At 59.5% G+C, this 22,675-nt stretch carries 21 protein-coding genes; 3 read left to right on the forward strand and 18 right to left on the reverse strand.

What is annotated here, in order from left to right:
* Positions 1–171: 171 nt before the first annotated feature.
* The 8 genes from ACYVDE_RS01840 to ACYVDE_RS01875 form a co-directional block, all read right to left on the reverse strand.
* Complete coding sequence (locus tag ACYVDE_RS01840; protein WP_460499776.1) at positions 172–621, reverse strand: hypothetical protein; 450 nt, start codon at positions 619–621, stop codon at positions 172–174.
* Between the two features lie 216 nt (positions 622–837).
* Positions 838–1,728: a ChaN family lipoprotein gene (locus tag ACYVDE_RS01845; protein ID WP_460499777.1), complete on the reverse strand. Its 891-nt coding sequence runs from the start codon at positions 1,726–1,728 to the stop codon at positions 838–840.
* Positions 1,729–1,879: 151 nt separating this feature from the next.
* The gene (locus ACYVDE_RS01850) at positions 1,880–3,262 is read right to left on the reverse strand and encodes an ABC transporter permease (RefSeq protein ID WP_460499778.1); all 1,383 of its coding nucleotides are present in this window, start codon (positions 3,260–3,262) and stop codon (positions 1,880–1,882) included.
* Positions 3,263–3,385: 123 nt separating this feature from the next.
* Positions 3,386–4,333, reverse strand: a complete 948-nt coding sequence (locus ACYVDE_RS01855; protein ID WP_460499779.1) for an ABC transporter ATP-binding protein — start codon at positions 4,331–4,333, stop codon at positions 3,386–3,388.
* A gap of 150 nt (positions 4,334–4,483) precedes the next feature.
* Positions 4,484–5,122 carry a hypothetical protein gene (locus tag ACYVDE_RS01860; protein WP_460499780.1) on the reverse strand — a complete coding sequence of 213 codons (639 nt, stop codon included), beginning with the start codon at positions 5,120–5,122 and terminating at the stop codon, positions 4,484–4,486.
* Entirely contained in the window at positions 5,116–5,631 is a 516-nt protein-coding gene (locus ACYVDE_RS01865) for an RNA polymerase sigma factor (protein ID WP_460499781.1), read from the reverse strand. The genes ACYVDE_RS01860 and ACYVDE_RS01865 overlap by 7 nt, the downstream gene beginning before the upstream one ends.
* 447 nt (positions 5,632–6,078) lie before the next feature.
* Positions 6,079–7,218, reverse strand: a complete 1,140-nt coding sequence (gene dnaJ / locus ACYVDE_RS01870; protein ID WP_460499796.1) for a molecular chaperone DnaJ — start codon at positions 7,216–7,218, stop codon at positions 6,079–6,081.
* A gap of 117 nt (positions 7,219–7,335) precedes the next feature.
* Positions 7,336–7,914, reverse strand: coding sequence for a nucleotide exchange factor GrpE (locus ACYVDE_RS01875; protein WP_460499797.1), 579 nt, complete (start codon positions 7,912–7,914; stop codon positions 7,336–7,338).
* A 182-nt stretch (positions 7,915–8,096) separates the two neighbouring features.
* On the opposite strand from ACYVDE_RS01875, the gene ACYVDE_RS01880 reads away from it, so the two are divergent.
* Positions 8,097–8,555, forward strand: a complete 459-nt coding sequence (locus ACYVDE_RS01880) for a hypothetical protein (protein WP_460499782.1) — start codon at positions 8,097–8,099, stop codon at positions 8,553–8,555.
* On the opposite strand, the gene obgE is transcribed toward ACYVDE_RS01880, so the two are convergent.
* The 5 genes from obgE to ACYVDE_RS01905 all read right to left on the reverse strand — a co-directional run bounded on the left by obgE (position 8,549) and on the right by ACYVDE_RS01905 (position 14,505).
* The gene (gene obgE / locus ACYVDE_RS01885; protein ID WP_460499783.1) at positions 8,549–9,541 is read right to left on the reverse strand and encodes an Obg family GTPase; all 993 of its coding nucleotides are present in this window, start codon (positions 9,539–9,541) and stop codon (positions 8,549–8,551) included. The two genes, ACYVDE_RS01880 and obgE, sit on opposite strands and share 7 nt — an antisense overlap.
* A gap of 164 nt (positions 9,542–9,705) precedes the next feature.
* Positions 9,706–10,329: an adenylate kinase family protein gene (locus ACYVDE_RS01890; RefSeq protein ID WP_460499785.1), complete on the reverse strand. Its 624-nt coding sequence runs from the start codon at positions 10,327–10,329 to the stop codon at positions 9,706–9,708.
* 75 nt (positions 10,330–10,404) lie between these two features.
* Positions 10,405–10,944: a phosphoribosyltransferase gene (locus ACYVDE_RS01895; protein WP_460499786.1), complete on the reverse strand. Its 540-nt coding sequence runs from the start codon at positions 10,942–10,944 to the stop codon at positions 10,405–10,407.
* Positions 10,945–11,162: 218 nt separating this feature from the next.
* On the reverse strand, positions 11,163–13,400 hold the full coding sequence (locus tag ACYVDE_RS01900; RefSeq protein ID WP_460499787.1) for a proton/sodium-translocating pyrophosphatase: 2,238 nt from the start codon (positions 13,398–13,400) through the stop codon (positions 11,163–11,165).
* 190 nt (positions 13,401–13,590) lie between these two features.
* Complete coding sequence (locus ACYVDE_RS01905; protein WP_460499788.1) at positions 13,591–14,505, reverse strand: zinc-binding metallopeptidase family protein; 915 nt, start codon at positions 14,503–14,505, stop codon at positions 13,591–13,593.
* A 204-nt stretch (positions 14,506–14,709) separates the two neighbouring features.
* Between ACYVDE_RS01905 and ACYVDE_RS01910 the strand changes: the two genes are divergently transcribed.
* The gene (locus ACYVDE_RS01910; protein WP_460499789.1) at positions 14,710–15,870 is read left to right on the forward strand and encodes a tol-pal system protein YbgF; all 1,161 of its coding nucleotides are present in this window, start codon (positions 14,710–14,712) and stop codon (positions 15,868–15,870) included.
* A 96-nt stretch (positions 15,871–15,966) separates the two neighbouring features.
* The gene (locus tag ACYVDE_RS01915; RefSeq protein WP_460499790.1) at positions 15,967–17,328 is read left to right on the forward strand and encodes a hypothetical protein; all 1,362 of its coding nucleotides are present in this window, start codon (positions 15,967–15,969) and stop codon (positions 17,326–17,328) included.
* A gap of 9 nt (positions 17,329–17,337) precedes the next feature.
* Here ACYVDE_RS01915 and ACYVDE_RS01920 read toward each other — a convergent pair whose 3' ends face one another.
* Genes ACYVDE_RS01920 through ACYVDE_RS01940 form a run of 5 tightly spaced genes read right to left on the reverse strand, consistent with a single transcriptional unit; the run spans position 17,338 to position 22,545 of the window.
* Positions 17,338–18,408 carry a glycosyltransferase family 4 protein gene (locus ACYVDE_RS01920; protein ID WP_460499791.1) on the reverse strand — a complete coding sequence of 357 codons (1,071 nt, stop codon included), beginning with the start codon at positions 18,406–18,408 and terminating at the stop codon, positions 17,338–17,340.
* A gap of 9 nt (positions 18,409–18,417) precedes the next feature.
* Positions 18,418–19,554: a dTDP-4-amino-4,6-dideoxygalactose transaminase gene (gene rffA, locus ACYVDE_RS01925; RefSeq protein ID WP_460499792.1), complete on the reverse strand. Its 1,137-nt coding sequence runs from the start codon at positions 19,552–19,554 to the stop codon at positions 18,418–18,420.
* A gap of 57 nt (positions 19,555–19,611) precedes the next feature.
* Positions 19,612–20,352 (reverse strand): GNAT family protein, encoded by a 741-nt coding sequence (locus ACYVDE_RS01930; RefSeq protein ID WP_460499793.1) that lies wholly within the window; start codon positions 20,350–20,352, stop codon positions 19,612–19,614.
* On the reverse strand, positions 20,312–21,268 hold the full coding sequence (locus tag ACYVDE_RS01935; RefSeq protein WP_460499794.1) for a glycosyltransferase family 2 protein: 957 nt from the start codon (positions 21,266–21,268) through the stop codon (positions 20,312–20,314). The genes ACYVDE_RS01930 and ACYVDE_RS01935 overlap by 41 nt, the downstream gene beginning before the upstream one ends.
* A 44-nt stretch (positions 21,269–21,312) precedes the next feature.
* Positions 21,313–22,545, reverse strand: coding sequence for a glycosyltransferase family protein (locus tag ACYVDE_RS01940; RefSeq protein ID WP_460499795.1), 1,233 nt, complete (start codon positions 22,543–22,545; stop codon positions 21,313–21,315).
* Between the last annotated feature and the right edge of the window lie 130 nt (positions 22,546–22,675).

Genomic DNA, 22,675 nt, shown 5'->3' on the forward strand with positions numbered 1-22,675 from the left:
CCGCCCGCGGCGCGTGAGGTAGTCGAGGCAGTCGGCCGGCGTCACCAGCTCGGGGCGCGAGAGGCGGTTTTCGCGCACGGCCAGGCGCACACGCATGATGGCCGGAATATCGGCGGGCTGGGCTTCACGAATATAGGTCATGATTCAACTGCTCAACTGACAGATTTTCCATTAACTTTTTTTAGTTTGGTCAACTGCGAACCAAGTGGATACGTCCGGCTCATCAGGATAATCAGCCGATGCTTTGTATGGATTTTCGGCAATTATGTAATGAAAATAGAATCTCTCGCCAGCTTCTAACAAAGGAATTCGCGTGTACAAGCCGCGCTCTGTGATAGTAGAAACTTCAGTCTCGTACTTTCTCAGCAGGGGCTCTAATCGCGGCGGCATAAAATCGTTCTTGGTTGCCCGCCATACCATCGCCTCCTCATCCTCCGTGCCGATGTGCAGCTGGCGGATTCCGTTTTCAAACCCAACCGCAACAAGATTCTCACCGCTTTCGCCGCCGCTTCTGATGGTGTTATCCGATGTCTGCAGCTCGATGCTAACGGTCAACTGCTCACTGCCCTTTGTCCATTTACGAATAAAGAAAAGCCACGCTGTAACAGTTTCCACTTGCATTCCTACCGGTAGCCAGCCAAGTTGAGGAGTTATCCTCACGACTGAACACCTATGCTCCGCGGTACTGATAACGCCCGATTCATGCGGTACACGAGCTACTTGGCTGGTCAAACTCATAACTAGCCCAATCGTCCCAAGCTGCGACGAATAAGCATCGTTGAAAATAGGTATTCCCTCCATAGTTGTGCAGCCGATTAACAACAACGAGACATTAATTCAGTAAGTCTTGGCCGCGTCGGCCGGCACCACCACCACGTAATCGGCGATGCTGAGCTGGTCCTTTTCCAACGTTTGCAGTTGCTCCTGCGTCACAACCGAAAGGGTTTTCACGCGCAGCTTGGGGGCGTACTGCCGCAGAAAGGCCACAATGCCGTCGTGGTGGTCGGAGTGGTAGCTGCCGTTGACGTGCAGCAGCGTCTGGCCGGGCTGGCGGCTGGCCTGAATGAAATGCGCCATCGTAGCATCCTTCAGCGCCTGGGCCTGAATGATGTTTTGCGCCCCACCGCCGTGGGCGCTACCGCCACCCCCAAACATAGCGGCCATGTTTTTGTAGCCGGGCAGGTCGTAATCGACTTTCAGCGGCAGCGGGGCCAGCAGGGCGCGGTCCGATGCGGGCAGCTTGTCGAGAGCAGTAAGGCTGCGCTGAGCCACCACTTTGGCAAAGGGGCGCGGGGCGTTGGTGCCGATGACGGGCACATGATTTTCGCGGGCAAACTGCACCAGCGGGCGGTAATCGGTGGCGTAGTTGGGCCAGGGGCGGGCCTGACGCTCGAAGGCCATATCGGCCAACGTGCCGGCGGCGTACTGCGCCACCAGCGGCTGCACATCGCGCTCAAACATCTCCAGGCCCAGCACCAGCTGGCCGGGCTTTTTCAGCTTCAGCAGGTCTTTGGCGACTTGCAGCTCCAGCCAGTGCGTGAGGGCATCGTTGTGCTGCTCACCGAAAAGCACCACGTCGGCCTGCGCCAGTTCCTGCAGCATCTGGTCGTAGTCGGCCGGCTGGCCGGCGGCGCCGAAGAGGCGGTAGGCCGGCCGGTCGCCGCGCAGCGTGAAGCTGGCGAGGCTGAGGAGCAGCAGAAAAAAGCTGGTGAGGCGGAGAAGGCGCATGGAATTGAAACGTCGGGGATTCTAACAAAGAACGTCATGCTGAGCTGGTCGAAGCATCTCTACCACGTAACGCAATCAATTAATGCGGCGGTAGAGATGCTTCGACCAGCTCAGCATGACGTTTAAAGTTTGTCAGGCCTCAACCCAGAGATTACCCCTTATAGAACATCCACTTGCCCAGCTCCTTGTATGTCACCTTCTTGCCGTACATCAGCACGCCCACGCGGTAGATGCGGGCCGCCACCCACACCGTGCCGATGAAGCCCAGAATGAGCAGGAAGATAGATAGTGCCAGCTGCCACATCGGTACGCCAAACGGCAGGCGAATGACCATGGCAATGGGCGAGGTGAGCGGAAACATCGACATCCAGAAAGCCACCGGCCCGTCGGGGTTGCGCAGAATAACGGACACGCCCACGATGTAACTCAGAATGAGCGGCATGGTAATCGGAAACATGAACTGCTGGGTGTCAGTCTGGTCATCCACGGCCGCCCCCACGGCCCCGAACAGGGCCCCGTACATGAGGTAGCCGCCCAAGAAATACAGAATGAAACCAAACAGAATGGTGCCCACCGGCAAGCTGGCCAGCGCACTGAACATGCCGCCGGCCCGGTTGGCCGGGTTCATGGTTGCCGCCGAACCGCGCATGGCCTGGTCCATTTTAGCGTTGCCAGACTGCGACGTTTCGGCCGAAGCCGAAGTATTCGTTGGTGCCTTGGCGGCTATTTCGGTTTTTGGTTTGTCGTCCATCAGCATCGGGGCCAGCACCGTACCCACGCCGTACGAGAGCACGCCCCACAGTAAAAACTGCGTAAGGCCCACCGCCGCAATGCCCACAATCTTGCCCATCATCAAATCAAAGGGCTTCACTGACGATAGCATCACCTCCATAATGCGACTCGACTTCTCCTCCCCTACTCCGCGCATAATTTGCACGCCATAGATGAAAATGAACATGTAAATGGCCAACGCTAGCCCATAAGCAGTGAGTGAAGTGGCTTTTGCGTTGCTATTCGCCTCTTTGCCGGTTTCGTCGAGGCTAATGGCCTTCAGCTCAACTTCCGACCGCAGCCGGTCCAGCTTTTCCTGCGAGATGCCCGATTTCTGCATCTTCAATTCTGAAAAGGCCTTGTTCAGTGCGTCTTCCACGGCACCTTGCTTTTTCAGGCTGATGTTGCCTTTGCCAAAGAACTGCACGCCTTCGGGCTTCTCCACGTCGAGGCCGGCGGGCAGCACCAATAGGCCATCGTGTTTGGCTTTTTGGAAGCCCTGCTTGGCCTCGGCCAGGCTGCCGGTAGCGGGCACGAAGTGCAGCTGCGGCGTGTCGGTCAGGCGGCTGGCCACGTTCAGGCCCGAGTCGTCGCGCACTTCCACTACATCGGTGCTGTCGTTGTCGGAGCTAGCTACTTTGGCAATGATGAACCCGAACGCCGCCAGCAGCAGCGGCACGGCCAGGGTGAGCACAATGAAGGCTTTTTTGCGAACCCGCGTGAGGTATTCGCGTTGGGCGACGAGTAAAAATTTGGAAGCCATGTTGTTTTCGGTATTGTCATCCTGAGCGCAGCGAAGGACCTTATCACGTTCGCGCACCATTGATTAATTCCTGATAAAAACAGCCGTGATAAGGCCCTTCGCTGCGCTCAGGATGACAGCTTTTTAATTTACTGATTCTTCTACCAGCGACTCGGGCATGGTTTCGCGCACGCGCCGGATAAAAATCTCGTTGATGCTCGGGATTTTTTCGCGGAAGGCTTCCACTTCAATGCCCGCCGAGCCGATGAGGTAGCGCAACAGGTCGTTGGGCCGCACGCCTTCCTGCAACTGTACCTGCAGGTAGAAATGGCCGTTTTCGCGCTTCTTCTGGTCCACCACCGTAAAATCGGGGCTCGACAGCATGGGGTGGCCCGTACCCTCCACCTCGTAGGTGTTGGTTTTGAACTGGTCGCGGATGACGCCCACCGGCCCGTCGAGCACCTTGCGCGAGCGGTTGATGAGGGCAATGTGGTCGCACATCTCCTCCACCGACTCCATGCGGTGCGTCGAGAAAATGATGGTAGCGCCCTCCTGCTTCAGGCGCAGAATCTCGTCCTTCAGCAGGTTGGCGTTGATGGGGTCGAAACCCGAAAATGGTTCGTCCAGAATAATCAGCTTGGGCTCGTGCAGCACCGTAGCAATGAACTGCACCTTCTGCTGCATGCCCTTGCTGAGGTCTTCTACGTTTTTGGTGGCCCACTCCTTTATCTCGAAGCGGTTCAGCCACTGCTTGATGCGGGCCGTAGCGTCGCCGCGACTCAGGCCGCGCAGCTGGGCCAGATACAGCAGCTGCTCGCCCACTTTCATCTTTTTATAGAGGCCCCGCTCCTCGGGCAGGTAGCCGATGTCGGCAATGTGGCTGGGGTTGAGCTTCTCGCCCCGGAAACGGATTTCGCCCTCGTCGGCGCCCGTAATCTGGGTGATGATGCGGATGAGCGAGGTTTTGCCCGCGCCGTTGGGCCCGAGCAGGCCAAAGATGCTGCCCTCGGGAATGGCCAGGCTCACGCCCGAGAGGGCGACGTGGTTGGCGTAGGCCTTGCGCACGTCGATGGCTTCCAGAATTGGTTTCACAGAAAGAAAGGTTGGTTGGCGGGTTAAATGTAGAAGAATGTCGCTGAGCAAATGTATCGGGCGGCGGCGCTGCCTGCCACCTTTAGTGCGTCAAGCGGCAGCAAACTTTCCCCAAGCGGTGAATAAGCCCGCTGAATGGGAGCCACCGATTCAGCGGGCGGCGGCCGGCTCGGGCTCGTCGAGCTCGCGCAGGCTGGCTTCCAGCCGGTCGAGGTGGCGGCCGTAGAGGCGCTGCTGAAACCAGCGGGTAAGGTACACGATGCCAATCTGCACCAGCCCGCCGCCCGCAAACAGCCCGGCCCCAAACCACAGCAGCTCGCCCGAAAACACCTCGCCCCGGGCCAGCGCCCGGCCAATGTGGTAGCCATACATGAGCACCAGCGTCCACGGCGCGGCCCATATCGAGAGGCGGTAGTAAAACCGCAGCATCTCGCGGATGCCGCGGCACAGCCGCACCAAGTTTTCGCGCACATTGGTGTCGGCCCGCAGCATCAGGCCCAGCATCCGCAGCTTGCGGGCGTAGTAGCGCAGCATCACCAGTACCAGCACCAGCAGCAGCACGGCTTCTGCTTTCACCAGCGGGTTGTGCGCCAACAGAAACACGACGGGCGTGGCCAAGCCAAACAGCGCAGTGTACGCCATTTCCAGCCGGGCATTGCGCCGCATTTTCTCAATCAGGTTGCCCGAGCGGTGGGCCAGCAGGCCGTCCAGCTCGGCCCGGCCGAGGGGCGGCGCATCGGCCGGCGCGGGCTGCTGCCACTGGCGGCGGAGTTCATCGAGTTCTAGCATCGGGCGGCGGGGACTAAAAGGGCGCGAAGTTTTTCCTGCACGCGGTGCATTTTCACGCGCACGTTGTTTTGGGTAATGCCCAGAATTTCGGCCATTTCCTCATAGGGCCGGTCTTCGAGGTAGAGTAGAATAAAGGCCTTGTCCACATCCGAGAGCCGGGCAATGGCCCGGTAGAGCTGGGCGCGGTCGTCGGCATCGTAGCCGGTTTCGGGGGCCTGGGCTACGGCCAGCGCCTCGGCGTCGAGCTCGGTGGGGGCCGGGCGGCGGGTGCGCTGACGCAGGTTCGAGATGGCCACGTTCAGCGCAATGCGGTAGAGCCAGGTGCTGAGCTTGGCGCCCGGCTGCGGCACATAGCGCGGCCACGCCCGCCACAATTGCAACACCATCTCCTGAAACAGGTCCTGCCGGTCGTCGGCATCCTGGCAGTAGAGGCGGGCCACGCGCCGCAGCAGCGGTTGGTACTCGCGTAGCGCGGCAATAAAATCAGCAGAAAGGGCGGCGGAGGCCATGCGGCGGGTAAGGGTTTCGGGAAGTGAATCGCAGGCGTATCATTGGCATTACAAGAAGCCACGATAATTTTCAATGAAGCGCATCAATGTTACCGCCGGAAGCCTGTTGCTGCTGCTGAGCCTAATAAGCTATTGCTTCGGCGAAAAGCTAGCGGCTGCCCCGTTTGCCCTTCTCGGTCTAGGAATTCTACTCTCTGATTTAGCCTATTTGCCAACCCGAGCGCCTCATCCTTTACGCCCCTCTACCCTCCCGGCTTGGCGACGCTACACTTCCATTGGGTTAATTACGCTGGCATTCGCCCTGTTCGGCTACCGGATTGTGCGCGACTTTACCGAGTCAGGTTCCGCCACTACTTCTGGCCAATGATTGCCAATTCTAGCAGATTTTAAAAACAAAAACGCCGCCCGGTAACCGGGCGGCGTTTTTGCGTACAGCTTTCTTGCGGCCTACTGGAAATACTCCTTCACTTTCTCAAAGAAGCCTTTCTCGTTCTTGCCAGGGTGGGGCGTGAAGTTGTCCGAGTCGCGTAGCTTCTCCAGCAGCTCGCGCTCCTGGCTGCTCACGTTTTTGGGCGTCCACACGTTGAGGTGGATGAGCTGGTCGCCGCGGCCGTAGCCGTTCAGGTCCTTGATGCCCTTGCCACGCAGGCGCAGGATTTTACCGGGCTGGGTGCCAGGGTCCACCTTGATTTTCACCTTGCCCTCGATGGTGGGCACTTCCAAGCTGGCGCCGAGGGCGGCATCTACGAATGAGATGTACTGCTCGAACATGATGTTGTTGCCGTCGCGCTTCAGGAATTCATGCGGCTCCTCTTCAATCTGGATGAGCAGGTCGCCGGGCACGCCGCCGCGCTCGGGGAAGTTGCCTTTGCCGTTCATACTCAGCTGCATGTCGTTGGCCACGCCGGCGGGGATGTTGATGGGAATCACTTCCTCGTGTAGCTGGCGGCCTTCGCCCTTGCATACGTCGCAGGTGCTCACAATGGTTTTGCCCTCGCCGTGGCAGGTGGGGCAGGTGCTGCTGCTCACCATCTGGCCCAGCATGGTGTTCACCACGCGCTTGGTCTGGCCCTGGCCCTGGCAGGTGGGGCAGGTTTTGAGGTCGGTGCCGTTTTTGGCGCCGGTGCCGCTGCACGGCTGGCAGGCCACGTAGCGCTTCACCTTGATTTTCTTCTCGACGCCGTTGGCAATTTCTTCCAAGTCGAGCTTGAGCTTGATGCGCAGGTTCGAGCCCTTCTTCTGGCGCCGGCCGCCCTGGCGCCCTCCCCCGAAGAAGCCCTCAAAGCCGCCCCCGCCGCCGAAAATATCGCCGAACTGCGAGAAGATGTCCTCCATGTTCGGTCCGCCGCCGTTGCCGCCGCCCACGCCTTGGTGGCCGTAGCGGTCGTAGCGCGCGCGCTTATCAGCGTTGCTGAGGATTTCGTAAGCCTCGGCCGCTTCCTTGAACTTGTCCTCGGCCGTGGGGTCGTCGGGGTTCTTATCGGGGTGGTACTTGATGGCCATTTTGCGGTAGGCCGACTTGATAACGTCGCCCTCCGCGTTTTTGGCAATGCCCAATACCTCGTAATAATCGCGCTTCGTAGCCATTTTCTTCTTGTAGTATTCGGTAATTGGTAATCGGTAGTCAGACAGTTCTTCGTCCGCTTGAACAGACATTCATCTGACTACCGACTACTTAAATCCGACTACCTGTAATCAACAAAATTACTGCCCCAGCACCACTTTGGCGTGGCGAATTACTTTATCACCTAAATAATAGCCCTGCTCCACCACGTCCACGATTTTGCCTTTCAGGTCGTCGCTGGGCGCGGGAATCTGGGTGATGGCCTCGTGCAGCTCGGCGTCGAAGTCGCCACCTTTAGCTTCCATTTGCGTCAAACCCTTTTGTTGCAGGGTTTTGTTCAGCTTGTTCTGAATAATATCGATGCTTTCGCGCACGGCGTTGGCGTCGGTGGTGCTGGCGGTGGCGGCGCGGGCCCGCTCGAAGTCGTCGAGCACGGGCAGCAGGGCCGTCATCAGCTCCTGGTTGGCGGTTTTGAACAACTCGATGCGCTCCTTGGTGGTGCGCCGCTTGTAGTTCTCAAACTCGGCGGCCAGGCGCAGGTACTTGTCTTTGAGGTCGGCCAGCTCGGCATCGGTGCGCGAGGCGGCGGGCTGGGGAGCGCCGGTGGCCGTCAGGTTAGGGTCGGTGGTTTCGCCGTCGGCGTCGGCCATTTCGCCAGCTACGTGGTTGGGGTCGGCGGTCAGGTTGTCGTCCTGCGGCAGGTTATTTTCGTTAGCCATTTGCGGAAATATTCGTCGGAAGGGGTTTTTCACGGGGTTAGCCGGTTAGTCAGGGAGCAGGCGCAAGGAGTGGGCCAAAGCGGCCCAGGCTGCCATAGTGGCACGAATACCATTCAGTCAGAAAAGGCTAAGTTTGATTCCGTAATCAGTCAATATTATCAATGCAGGAACTACCGCAAAACATGAAGCGCATTCTCCAGGACATTGGAGAAAGCTCTGCCTTACTTCAGCTTTCTATTAGAATGTTGGACAAACCTGACTGGCGTGTCTTTCCTAATTATATGGAAGCAGGTTGTGACCTATTACTACTCAGAAGTACAAAAGACAAGTTTGGACATCAGATTAAAATAGAAGTCAAGACCCGTCAGAACGTTGTTACAAAAAACCCACTCCGACCTGATATACATTTCACGCTAACGGAGTCGGAAAGAAATGAAGCTGATTTCCTAATTGCCTATTGGTTCGACCGTAACTCTTTTTTCATTGTCCCACGTTCAGAATTGAGACCGGCTAAAAGTGGAAATTCAACCCTTTATAAATTTATCGCGTCATACTCCCGTTCAAAAAATGCGTTTAATGAACGTTCCAATCAGTTTTTGAACAGGTGGGATTTGATAACTGATGCTACCGACAACTATTGATGCAACGCCTTCCAAATCATGTCCTTCAGCGGCACGATGTTCTTATTCGTGAGGCTGGAGATGAAGATGGACGGCACCTCTTCCGGCAGGGTGGCGCGGATTTCGGCTTCCAGCTCCTCATCAATCATGTCGGATTTGGTGATGGCCAGCAGGCGCTTCTTGTCCAGCAGCTCGGGGTTGAACTGCTCCAGTTCGCCCACCAGAACGTCGTATTCGGCGTTGATATCGGGCGAGTCGCAGCTTATCATGAATAGCAGCATGGAGTTGCGCTCGATGTGGCGCAGGAAGCGGGTGCCCAGGCCCTTGCCCTCGGCCGCGCCCTCGATGATGCCGGGAATGTCGGCCATCACGAAGGATTTGTAGTCGCGGTAGGCCACCACGCCCAGGTTGGGCACCAGCGTGGTGAAGGCGTAGTCAGCAATTTTGGGCTTGGCTGCGCTCACCACCGAGAGCAGCGTGCTCTTGCCCGCGTTGGGGAAGCCCACGAGGCCCACGTCGGCCAGCAGCTTCAGCTCCAGAATGACGATGGCTTCCACGGCGGGCTCGCCGGGCTGGGCGTACTCGGGTGCCTGGTTGATGGAGTTCTTGAAATGGTCGTTGCCCCAGCCGCCGCGCCCGCCCGGCAGCAGAATAATCCGCTGCCCGTGCTCAGTAATTTCGAGCATCTTCTCGCCGGTTTCGGCGTTGCGCGCAATGGTACCGAGGGGCACTTGCAGCACGATGTCTTCGCCCTGGGCGCCGGAGCGCAGGTTTTCGCCCCCACCCTCGCCGTCTTTGGCGTACACGTGCTTTTGGTATTGCAGGTGTAGCAGCGTCCAGAGCTGCGAGTTGCCTTCGAGGATGATGTGGCCGCCACGGCCGCCGTCGCCGCCATCGGGGCCGCCGTTGGGCAGGCCCTTGGCCCGGAAGTAGTGGCGCGAGCCCGCGCCGCCTTTGCCCGAGCGGCAGATGAGTTTGACGTAGTCGATGAAGTTATTGGAGGCCACGGGAAATTGAAATTTTGAGTGTTGAATTTTGAGGGTTGAATGACGGGAAAATCATTCTTTGGGGAACGGAGCTAAAAAGCGAGTTGCCGGAAATGAGCCAACGACTCGTTCCCGGCAACTCGCTCGTGTTTATTCAACACTTACAACTCAGCATTCAACCCTGCTTAAGCTTTTACTTCGTTGGTAGCCGCGGCCGGGGTTTCGGGCGCGACGGCTTTGTGCTGGTCAATCAGCCCGCAAATCTGGCCGAAGATGCCGTCGATGGGGCCGATGCCGTTGAGGGCGTGGAATTTCTTCTGGGCGGCGTAGTAGCCGGCCACCTGGGCGGTTTCGGTGTTGTACACCGTGACGCGGCGGCGGATTTTGGTTTCGTCCTGGTCGTCGGGGCGGTTGCTGGTTTTGCCGCGCTCCAGCAGGCGCTTCACCAGTTCTTCCTCCTGCACTTCGAGTGCAATCATGCAGCCGATGTGGGTGTTGTGCTCGGCCATGAGGCGGTCGAGGCTTTCGGCCTGGGCCACCGTGCGCGGGAAGCCATCGAAGATGAAGCCGCCCGCCTGCGGGTTGTTCTTCAGGGCGCTGCCAATCATGCCAATCACCACGGCATCGGGCACAAGCAGGCCCTCGTCCATCAGCTTTTTGGCTTGCAGACCCAGTTCGGTGCCTTCGGCAATCTGGGCGCGCAGCAGGTCGCCGGTGCTCAGGTGCACGAGGTTGTAGTGGGCAATGAGTTTCTGGCTCTGGGTTCCTTTGCCGGCACCGGGAGGGCCGAACAGCACGATATTCAACATGAACGAGAAGAGTTGCGCGGAGGCAGGTGGTATGGTGGGGTTGGGCAAGTTACTCAATCGATAGCAAAAGAGTTGCTACACGGCCACGTACACATCGGGCAGGTTGCGGCCCAGCCCATCGTAGTCGAGGCCGTAGCCTACCACAAAATCATTGGGAATTTCTTTGGCCACGTAGCGAATGCTCAACTCGTGGCGCAGGCTTTCGGGCTTGAAAAACAGGGTGGCAATTTCTACCGAGGCGGGGCCTTTGCCTTGCAGCGTGGGCAGCAGGTGGTGCATGGTGGTGCCGGTGTCCACGATGTCTTCAACGAGGATGATGTCGCGGCCCTCAATTTCTTCGCGCAGGCCCAGCACTTCCTGCACCACACCGGTGCTGCCAGTGCCCTCATACGAGGCTACGCGAATGAATACAATCTCGCACTCGCCCTGATAGCGCTTCAGTAAATCGGAAGCAAACATGAAGCCCCCCGTAAGCACCACCACAAACAACGGCCGGCGGCCAGCGTAGTCGGCACTCAGGCGGGCAGCCAGGCTCGCCACCACCTCATCCAGCTGATTAGCCGACATATACGGCCGAAATTCCTTGTTGTGGATGCTAATATTGGCGTGGCCCATGCGGCGCGAGGGGTGTAATGGAGCCGCAAAGGTACTGCCGGAATGCCTGAACCGCAGATGTACCGCATCAAACGGATTGAACAGATTCGACCATTTACTGCTTTGCTGAGCGGATGCTATGCCAACAAAAAGGCCGCTACTTCTTCAGCAGCGGCCTTTTTGTTTCAAGACAGGGACTGAAACCTCATTCGCATCAGCCGTGCCAGCGGCGGTTCAGGCTACTTTGTCAGTACCGTATAGATGAAGTGAGCGGCAGCCGGAGCAGCCTCGGCAAAAGCGTAACGCACGTGGGGGCGGGTGGCAACTTCTACTCGTTCCTTTTCGAGCTGCACCGGAGCCATGCCACGCTCGCCGTCCTTCTGAGCAATGTGGGGCGCAATCACCAGCGATACAATGCTCATCAGTTTGATGAGAATGTTCATGCTCGGGCCCGAAGTATCCTTGAACGGGTCGCCCACGGTGTCGCCGGTTACCGACGCCTTGTGGGCATCGGAGCCTTTGTATTCCATCTTGCCATTCACCATTACGCCCTTCTCGAAGGACTTCTTGGCGTTGTCCCAGGCACCGCCGGCGTTACTCTGAAACATGGCCATGAGCACACCCGAAACGGTGACGCCGGCCAGCAAGCCGCCCAGCACGTGGGGGCCGAAGAGGAAGCCCACAATGATGGGCGAAAGCAGGGCAATGGCCCCTGGCAGAATCATCTCGCGAATGGCGGCCGTGGTCGAAATGGCCACGCATTTCTCGTACTCGGGCCGGCCCGTACCTTCCATAATGCCCGGAATCTCGCGGAACTGCCGGCGCACTTCCTGCACCATGGCCATGGCCGCGCGGCCCACGGCCGCAATGGCCAGCGCCGAGAAGATGAACGGAATCATCGCCCCCACAAACAGGCCGGCCAGCACTTCAGCGTTCGAGATATCAATGGTGTCGATATGGGCCGTGCCCATGAAAGCGGCAAACAAGGCCAGCGACGTGAGAGCGGCCGAGGCGATGGCGAAGCCCTTGCCGGTGGCGGCGGTGGTGTTGCCCACGGCATCGAGGATGTCAGTGCGCTCGCGCACTTCCTTGGGCAGCTCGCTCATTTCGGCGATGCCGCCGGCGTTGTCGGCAATGGGGCCGAAGGCGTCGATGGCCAGCTGCATGGCGGTGGTGGCCATCATGCCGGCGGCGGCAATGGCCACGCCGTAGAGGCCGGCTGCCTTGAAGCTGAGCACGATACCGGCCGCCAGCACCAGAATGGGCAGCACCGTCGACTCCATGCCCACGGCCAGGCCGCCAATAACGGTGGTGGCGTGGCCCGTACTGCTTTGCTGCACAATGCTGAGCACCGGGCGCTTGCCCATAGCGGTGTAATACTCGGTAATAATGCTCATCAGCGTGCCCACCACAAGGCCCACCACCACGGCGTAGAACACGTGCATGGCGTCGAAGCTGATGCCGCGAATGGTGAAGGTGCCGGCCGGCAGAATCCACATAATCAAGCCATAGGCCCCGAAGGCTGAGGCGATAACCGAGATGTAATTGCCTAAGTTGAGGGCGCCCTGCACGTTGCCGCCTTCCTTCACCCGCACGCAGAGGATGCCGATGAGTGAGGCGATAATGCCCATGCCTGCAATGGCCATGGGCAGGAAGATGGGCGACAGGCCGCCGAACTGGTCGCCGGTTACGGTTACTTCGCGGCCCAGCACCATCGTGGCCAGAATGGTAGCCACGTAGGAGCCGAACAAGTCGGCGCCCATGCCGGCCACGTCGCCCACGTTGTCGCCCACGTTGTCGGCGATGGTGGCGGGGTTGCGGGGGTCGTCCTCGGGAATGCCGGCTTCGACCTTGCCCACGAGGTCGGCACCTACGTCGGCCGCCTTGGTGTAGATGCCGCCGCCCACGCGGGCAAACAGGGCAATGCTTTCGGCCCCGAGCGAGAAGCCGGTGAGGACTTCGAGGGCTTTTTCCATTTCGTCGCCGTTGGCCAGGCCACTCGGCACGAACATTTTATAGAATACAATGAACAGCGCGCCCAGCCCGAGCACAGCCAGGCCGGCCACACCCATACCCATCACCGAGCCGCCCGAAAACGACACGTTCAGGGCGCCGCTGAGGCTGGTTTTGGCGGCCTGCGCGGTACGCACGTTGGCCTTGGTGGCAATCTTCATCCCGATGAAGCCGGCCAGCGCCGAGAATACCGCGCCAATGACGAAGGCAATGACGATGACGGGGCTGGAATTGCCGCTGGTGCTGCCCAGGTAGAACAGGAAAGCCCCGGCAATGAGGCCGAACAAGGCCAACACCTTGTATTCGGCCTTGAGGAAGGCAATGGCCCCGTCGGCGATGTAGCCGGCGATGGTGGTCATGCGGGCGTCGCCGGCATCCTGCTTGGCCACCCACCCGGCGCGCAGCCAAGTGTAGAGCAAGGCGAAAATGCCCAACGCGGGCACGGCGTAAAGGTATGGAGTCATAAAAGCGTGAAAGGGTGGGAAAAAGTGAGTTAAGCAGTTTTCGGCTCGCAAAATAGCGGAAATTGGAGCTAATCCAAGTTTTCGGTATTTCGCGACAACTTATTCGACTTTTACCTACCCCGGCCCGCCCCCTTCGCGCAGAACGACAGGCACTTTAATTGCCCTTACGATTCCAGCAGGCTGCGTGAGCCTACAGCTCGCGCATCAGCACCCGATAAAGCGCCAGCATGCTCTCAATATCGCGCTTATCGACTAGCTCGTCGGGCGAGTGTACGTGGTCTTCGGGCGCGCCCACGAAGCACCAGTCCCAGGGCGCGGCGGCGTGCTGCAGCTCCTTGGCATCGGAGCCGCCGCTGCCTTCTACTTCGAGCTGATGCGGAATGCCCGAAGCAGCGGCAATGGCCCGAATACGGTCGACGTAGGCGCGGCGCGGGATGAGCGAGTCGCGCAGCGAAATGGCGCAGCCCTGGCCGGCGTGCACGCCCTCGGTTACCCAGGTAATATCGGAGATGAGGGCCTGCCGCACGCCGTAGGTATCGTGGATGTGCTTGGCCAGGTAGGCCACCGAGCCGCCGCCGTGCTCTTCCCAGCACGAAAAGGCGATGACGCCGTGTTCCAGCGTTTCGCACAGACGCAGGGCGTTCCACACGCCGAGGCGGTTGTCGAGGTAACAGCTTTGCACCGTAGTTTCGGTTTCGCGGAAGTCGCAGAAGAACGTGAGCTCGGTGCCGCGGTCGATGTCGCGGTGGAACGCATAGCCTAGTTCACCGGTTTCTTCATCGACCGTTAAAGTACAATCTATTTCGCCTTGCGAATCCCTCCCCACCAAGCGATATCCAGCCTCGGCCTGCGGCCCGCCAATGCGCACCAGCTGGCGCCCATAGCGCACCGTGAACCCGATACTGTCGAGGTGTGCGAAAACGGCCGTTCGCGGCTCACCGAATACCAGCAGCAGGCAATCCTGCAGGTTTTCGTGGGCCACCACGCGCGGCTGGTGTTGCCACGAGGCCTGGTGGCGGCGCACGTAGTCGAGGACGAAAGCAGTAAGCGGGGCCTCATTGCCCGAGGGGGCAGCAATGCGGCAAAGGGTGTGCAAAAGCTCCATAGCAAACGGGGAAAACGCCCAAAGCTAGGCCAAAGTCCGTACTTTAGCTGTTCCATTTCCCTTTCGGCTCTTCCGCGGAACGCCGGTCCGGCCCTCTATATACCGTTTATGCTGCGTTCGCTGCTTTGTTTCTGTCTCGGGTTGCTGTTGCTACCGCTGCCGGGCCGAGCCCAAACGCCCGATACTACTCGCAAGGTGCCCCCCATGCGCACCGTGGCGCTCGATTCGGTGGGCGTGCTGCCGTCGGCCGTGGATACTAAAGGCTGGCTCCTGCTCGACAAAGACATTCAACTGGAGCTGGATGGGGCCGTCCATAATATTTACAATTTTAAGTTTGACCGGGCCGAGAAGCAGTTTCGGTCGCTGCGGCGGCGGTATCCCAATCATCCCATGCCCTATTTTTTACTGGGCCTGAGTACCTGGTGGAAGATTCAGCCGTCGAACTTCCAATCGAAGCAATACGATAAAACCTTCTTTGCCTACATCGACACGGCCGCTACCAAGGCGCAGAAGCTGTTCGATGCCGACAACAATAATTACGAGGCCAGCTTCTTTCTGTCGGCTTCCTACGGATTTTCGGCCCGCCTACACGGCGAGCGCCACGACTGGCGCAAGGCAACTGTCGATGCCCGGCGCTCGCTCAACTACCTGAAGAAAAGCCAGGAGGCCAACGGTCTGAGCCCGGAATTTCAGTTCGGGCAGGCGCTGTTCAATTATTACTCGGTCTGGATTGGGGAAAACTACACGCTGCTCAAGCCGGTGTTGCTGTTCTTCCCGAAGGGCGATAAAAAGCTGGGGCTTCAACAGCTGCGCAGCGTAGCAGCCAACGGCTTTTATACGGGCACCGAGGCGAAAGTCTTTTTGATGCGCATCCTCAAAAATGAGGAAAACAATGCCGAAGAAGCCCTACCCGTGGCCAAGCAGCTGGCAACGGCCTACCCCGACAACGGCTTTTTTCAGCGCTTCTACGCCCTGCTGGCCTACGACCAGGGCGAGTTCACCGACTGCGAGCGGGTGAGCCGCGAAATCCTCGATAAAATCAACAAGGGGATGCCGGGCTACGAGGCCATCAGTGGGCGCTACGCCAGCTACTTCCTGGGCTACCTGATGCAGATGCGCTACCGCGACATGGCAAAGGCCAAAGACTACTATCAGCGGTGCATCGTGTTCTCGGAAAGCACCGGCGATACCGACGGCGGCTTCTACTTGTTTGCCAACGCCAACCTGGCCCGCATCGCTGTTAAAGAGAAGGACGTGGCCGCCGCCAAGCGCTACTACGAAGTGGTAGAAGACAAAGCCACCCGCAAGTCGGATATGTACAAGGAAGCTACCGCCTGGCTGAAGAAAAACAGGAAGTCTGCTTAGGCTTGTACCCGGAGCACAGCGCCGCATGGTACTGCTAGCCATGGCGCTTATCTCACTAATTACAGTCACACACAACGACGCATCCCGTCCAGAGCAATGGAATTATCAGACCTGTTCCTCGCGCCACTGTATCTGGCGGGCCTGTATGCACTCGCGTTTGCTATTCGTCCGGCAGTCACCAATCAATTCACACGGCCTTTCTTCCTGCCGGCCCTGACCCTCAAGTTTGTTGGGGCCATTGGCCTGGGGCTTATCTACCAGTTTTACTATGGTGGCGGCGACACCTTCAACTATTTCTACCACGCCAAAATTATCAGCGCGGCCTTCGACAAGTCGTTTGCCACAGGGTTGAAGATGCTAACCGACAATGGTGGTGATAATGACCCGGCTACGGCCCAATACGTGGCGCAGATGTTCTGGCATCAGGCCGGCTCGTCCGAATATCTACTCTCCCGTATTGCGGCATTTTTGGGGCTTTTCTGCTTCAGCAACTACACCGTCATAGCCCTGCTTTTCGCCAGCATTAGCTTCAGCGGCATGTGGGCGATGTACATCACGTTTGCCAAAATTCGGCCCCATGTCTACAAGCAGCTGGCGTGGGTTATCTTCTACGTTCCCTCTCTCTTTTTCTGGGGCTCCGGCCTGCTGAAAGACTCGCTGTGCCTGGGAGCACTGGGCTGGCTTTTTTACGCGCTATACAAGGGGGCTATCCAACGCCGAGCCATCGTGCAGTGCCTCCTGATTGGAGCAGTGGCCACGTATACACTGCTCAATGTGAAAGTGTATATCCTCCTGTGCTTTGCGCCGGCCGCTTTGCTGTGGGTGTTTAACGAAACCAACTCCCGCATTCAAAATAGCACGGTCCGCCTACTGGCAAAGCCTTTCTTCCTGGTGATGGGTGGAGCACTGGCATTTTATGCTATTACCAACATCACCAAGGGCGATGAAAAGTATGACGTAGATAAAATTGGCGAGCGGAGCAAGATTACGGCCGACTACCTGTATGAGCAGAGCGTGCAGCAGGAAGGCTCGGGCTACCACCTGGGCGAGCTCGACGGCAGTATCGGCAGCATGGTGAAGCTGGCGCCGCAAGCCATTGGCACCTCCCTGTTCCGGCCTTTCCTGTGGGAGGCGCGCAACCCGGTGATGTTGCTTTCGGCGTTGGAAGCATTCTTTTTTCTGGCTTTCACGCTACGCATTTTCTGGAAAACCGGCGTGGGGCGCACTTTCTCCATCATTGGCCAGACGCCAATATTGCTGCTTTGCTTCGTCTTTGCGCTGGCCTTTGCGGCATCGGTAGGCGTTACCAGCTCCAACTTTGGTACGCTGGTGCGCTATAAGATTCCGATGATACCCTTTTACCTGGGTGGACTGTACATTCTGCAAAGCTTGGCGGCACAGCCTAAAACGGCCGGCCGCAATGTATCGGTGGCAGCCCGGCGCCCCCAAATGGCCTAGGCCGCTACGCTACTGGAACAGAGCCAGAAAATTGGGCGTATTGGCGCGCACAGAGTACCGCTGCTCGATGGTGGCACGAGCAGCTGCTCCTAAACGCTGGCGCAGGCCGGCATCGGCCAGCAGCTGGCGCAGGCTGGCTTCCCACTCGGCCGGGGTGGCGCACACAAATCCGTTCTGCCCGTGCTGCACGACCTCCGTATTCATGCCAACTGGCGAAACCAGCGGCGGCACTCCCAACGCCATGTACTGCAGCGCTTTAAAGGCACACTTGCCTTTGGCCCACAGGTCGTCTTCGAGGGGCATAAGGCCTACGTGAAAGCCCAACAGGTCGGCAATTTCCGTGTCTTTGCGCCAAGGCAGGTACACCAGTGAGCGCAAGGGCAGCGTTGGCGGCTGGTTTGAGATGACCCGAAACTCAAAATCAAGCCCTTCGGCCTCGAGCCGGGCCAGCACGGGCACCAGTTGGTCGAGGTACTTCATGGTGGAGTGAGTCCCGGTCCAGCCAATGACAAGCCGGCCGGGAGCGGCCTGGTCGCGCACCTGGTTGTGCATGTTCACCGTGTCGATGGTGGTTGGATTCACCACGGCAGCAGGGTTGAACTGGCGGGCATAGTTAGCCAGGTAGGCATTGCCGCAGCTGTTCTTATAAGCCCACTTGCAAATAGCGGCTACCTTCTGATGCCATTTCAAGCCCGCGGCAATCTTATTCGCTTCCGACGTATTGGCCAGCCAGATAGCATCATCGAAATCGTAGATAATTTTCTTACCCAGCACCTTGGCAATCAGCCACTCAAACACGGGCGGGCCAATGGGGGCTGCTTCGCGGTGAATGAACACGAAGTCGTAGGAAGGCACACTGAAAAGCTGGGCGGCCCGGCGGCCAAATCCAGCCAGAATGCCGGTAGCCTTGGCCAGCATCTGGCCGGGCTTATACAGGATGTTCCAGGTAGCCACCGACAGAAACGGTGCCAAGCGGTAGTGGTGGCCGTGGGCGGTGAGGGCATCCAGATACTGCTCGAAGCGAAAGCGTTGCGAGGGGGCACGGCCCGCCGGATATGGAATAAGGAATAGAATGCGCACTACTGAAAGCTAATAAGACTGATAAAATGCCAGAACAACATCGATGATGCGCTGCTGGTCGGGTTCCGTGAGTTCGTAAAACAGCGGCAGCCGCAGCAGGCAGTCGGCATAATGCTCAACCCACGGCAGGGGTCGGCCATCGTGCTGGGCCGCATAGTACGGGCTTAGGTGCAGCGGCTGATAGTGAAACACCGCCAGGATGCCCGCCTGCCGAAGCTCGGCAATGAGGCGGGTGCGCTCAGCCAAATTTCGACATACCAAGTAAAACAGGTGGCCATTATTCGTGGCGTAGTCGGGAATAACGGGCAGGCCGATGCCAGCTGCCTGCAATGGCCTGAGGGCAGTGTAGTAGCGTTGCCAGATGGCCCGCCGCTGCTGCTGAATACTGGCCAGGCACTCAAGCTGCGCCCATAGATACGCGGCAATGATGTCGGAAGGCAGGTACGACGACCCAACGTCGACCCAATTATACTTCGCGACTTCGCCCCGGTAGAAAGCCGACCGATTCGTTCCTTTTTCCCGGATGATTTCGGCGCGGGAAGCAAACCGGGTATCGTTGAGAACCAGCAGGCCTCCTTCGCCCGAGATGATGTTCTTGGTTTCGTGAAACGAAAACGTAGCTAAGTCGCCCAGGCTGCCCAACGCCCGGCCCCAATGGTAGCTATCGATGGCATGCGCCGCATCTTCCACCACGGCCAAGTTGTGGCGGCCAGCCACCTCCAGCACCGTATCCATATCGCAGGCAATACCGGCGTAGTGCACCGGTACAATGGCGCGGGTACGGGGCGTGACCAGACTTTCGAGCGTATCGGCAGCCAGGTTGGGGTTGAGCGCGGTGCTATCGGCAAATACGACTTTAGCCCCGCGGAGCACAAAGGCGTTGGCCGCGCTTACAAACGTGAAAGCCGGCATAATCACTTCATCGCCGGGGCCGATGCGCAGTAGCAGCGCCGCCATTTCCAGCGCATCGGTGCACGAGGTAGTGAGCAGCACGCGCGCAAAGCCCAGCTGCTGCTCGAAGAATTGGTGCACCCGCTGCGTAAAAATTCCATCGCCGGAAATTTTGCCGGCGCGCACTGCCTGCTCGATATAGCGGGTTTCGTGGCCCGATAAATACGGCTTGTTGAAAGGAATAAGGGGAGGCATGCGCAACGGTAATGAGCGCAAAGGTACGGCCGGACCTGCAAGGCCAAGCCGCCAGCCTCAGAGCCACCAGTGATACACATGCTCCTCGTGCCGGAGCTCAAACCCACACCGGGCGTAGAATCGGCAAGCAGGCTCATTCTCGCGCTGCGTGACGACTTGCAGGTGCGTGCAGTGCCAGTGTCGGGCCTGCTGCCGGGCAGCCTCTACCAGCTGCGTACCGATGCCCTGGCCGCGGGCGGCCGCATCCACAGCCAGCAGGCCGATGCTGGCCGTGGCATCCTGCGCGCGCAGCGTCAGCAACCCGGTTTCGTGGCCGGGGCCGGCACCGGCGGTCAGCACGACGTGGGCTATTTCGCCGCGCAGCGAAGCCAGCAGCCACTCGTGATACAGCTCGGGGAACACCTGAGGCGCAAATTTTTTATCGCGCCGGAAGCGGGAGCACACCCCGCTTTGCCAGGCCAGCTGCTGCAGCTGAGGCGAAGAAGCCACGGCCCGGCCAATGCAGTCCGTGCCCGCAGCCTGCGGGGGGCCGTCGACAGGCCGGGCAAAAGTCAGCCGATGGTCGGCCAGCCAGGCGCCAACCTGGTGGGCAATTGCCGCGGCCGGGGCATCGGCCGGGTCGGCAACTACATACATGAGCCGGTAGCCCGCCGCCCGACAGGCCGTTACCAGGTCTGCCGGCGCCCAGGTCCGCAGCTCGTCGGCGCGTAGGCGGCCCACCGCAAAGCCCAGGAAGTCGCTGTCCCAGGTCAGCCGCTCAATTGCCGGTAAGCGTGCGGGATGGGGCAGTTTGCTCATCGATGAGATAAATAGGCCGGGCTTTCACCTGCTCAAACGTTTTGCCGATGTACAGGCCCACCATGCCCATCACGGCTAATAGAAGCCCCGAAAAAAACCACACTGAAATGATGAGGCTCGTGTAGCCAGGCTGGGTTATCTGGCCCAGCCAATAGCGTAGCAAGGTAATGGGAACGAACAGGAAAGCCCCACTCGCCAGCAACAGGCCCGCTTTTACGGTTAGGCGGAGCGGCTTATCCGAATTGGCCAGCACGATGTCGAGGGCTAAGTTCAGGCGCTGGCTGAGCCGGTAGCTGCTGCGGCCGGCCGGCCGGCCCGCGTGCGTTACCTGCAGGTAGCCGACCCGGAAGCCGACCCAGCGCACCATGGTGGGAAAGTAGCGGATGCTCTCGCGCATGGCCAGCACGGCCGCAATAACCTTGCGGTGATAAATACCGAAATTGGCCACCGCGGGGTCCTGCGGAGTATCGGTGAGGAAGGCCAGCAAATAATAAAACAGCCGCGAGAGCAGCTTTTGCATTCGCGCGTCCTGCCTGTCGGTGCGCTGGGCCAGCACCAAATCGTACCCGCTGTGCGCCGCGGCCCACAGCGCCGGAATCTCCTCGGGCCGGTCCTGCAGGTCGCAGTCCAGCACCACCACCCACTCGCCCCGGCAGCTGTCCAGGCCGGCCGTGAGGGCGCGATGCTGGCCGAAATTACGGCTCAGCCGCAGGCCCCGGATGCGGGGGTCGCGGGCTGCCTGGGCTTCGATGCGCGCCCAACAGCCGTCGGGGCTGCGGTCGTCGACCAGCACAATCTCGTACGCCTGAGTCAGGCCCTCCAGGCTTTGCTGAATGCGCTGCACCAGCTCATCAACCAGTTCTTCGGCCCGAAATACCGGGCTAACGACGGAGAGAAGCGGAGTGGGCTCGGACACGGGATAAACGAACAACGGGAGTACAGCCCTTAATCGACACGATATTACAGCGCCACGGCCGATGATGCCACTGTTTCCATTGGCAGCAGCGCCTGATAGGCTTCCCGCGCCCGGTCGAGGCTACGGTAGCGCACGGCCAGCTGCCGGATACGGTCGCGATAGCCGGTTTCCCGCATCAGGGTTTCCATTTGGAGCAAGGCGGCAGGTACACTGGCCGGCCGGCTCACGTCGAAAACGGCGCCGCCGGCCTCGGCCTCGATGATGGCGGAGTCGTCGCCCACGCCGGGCGTTACCAGCACGGGCAAGCCGCTGGCCCAGTATTCGCCAATTTTAATAGCCGAGCAAAACAGCCGGCAGGGCGCCGGCCGAATGGGCGCAAACGCAAAATCGGCCGCCGAAAGGTAGTCGGCTACTTCGGCGTGCGGGGCTTTGGTCACGAAGGCCTGCTCGGGCCCCAGGCCCACGGCGGCCAGCTTGCGGCGCACCTCAGCCTCGGGCTGGGGCGTGAGCACCACGAGGCGGAAACCGGGCCCGAAATGGTCGGCGGCCGCCCGAAACAGCTCAAACGCTTCTTCGTCGTAGTAGATATCGCCAAACTTGCCCACGTAGATGCCTACTGTGGCCTCGGCCGCGTAGCCCAGGCGCTGGCGCACCCGCTGCCGGGCGGCGTCATCGCAGGCAAACGCCGCGGCATCAACCGAACAGGGCACCGTAACGATGCGCTGGGCCGGTACGCCCTCCGCAATCAGCTGGCGGCGGTAGTTCTCGGCCACCGGCATCAGGCCCTTGGCCAGCTGTTTCTGGCGGGTTTCCCAGTGCCGCTGAAACAGGTAGCGCGGGTCGTAGCCCTTCCACACGCCCGATTCGCGCATATAGTCGGCATGCGGCTCGAACGATTCGACGTAGAACGGCAGCTTGGTTTTTTGCCACACCAAGTAGGCCAGCGCCCCGGCGGGCGCTCCCCGGCCAATGATGAAATCGGCCTGGAACTCGGCCGCCTGCCGAATCAGCTCCTTCGGGAAACGGGTAAAATCCTCCATCTTGTTGAGGATGACGTTGCGGCCCGGCTTCGAGCGCAACGGCTCGAACGATATTTTGGGCGTGGCAAAGCCCGGTGCGAACGTGAGGGCAGCCTGCGCTTCGGCGCCGCGCTCGATGGTGACGAGGCGAATAGCTTCTACATCGGAACGCTCCTGCAGCAGGCGCAGGTGCGGAAACACGGTAGAAGTCGTCAGGCCATCGTGCAGGCCCCAGTAGCTTAAAAAAAGAATGCGCATAGCGTCGGTAACAAGGCAAAGAAGCGAAATAGTTGCGGGCAGCCGGGCCGGGTACTAGGCGCGGCGCTTCTTCAGCCAGCCCACCACGCCAGGCCCCACCACGCAGCGCGCCAGCAGCACGGCGGCCTGC

The organism is Hymenobacter agri, assembly GCF_054778495.1.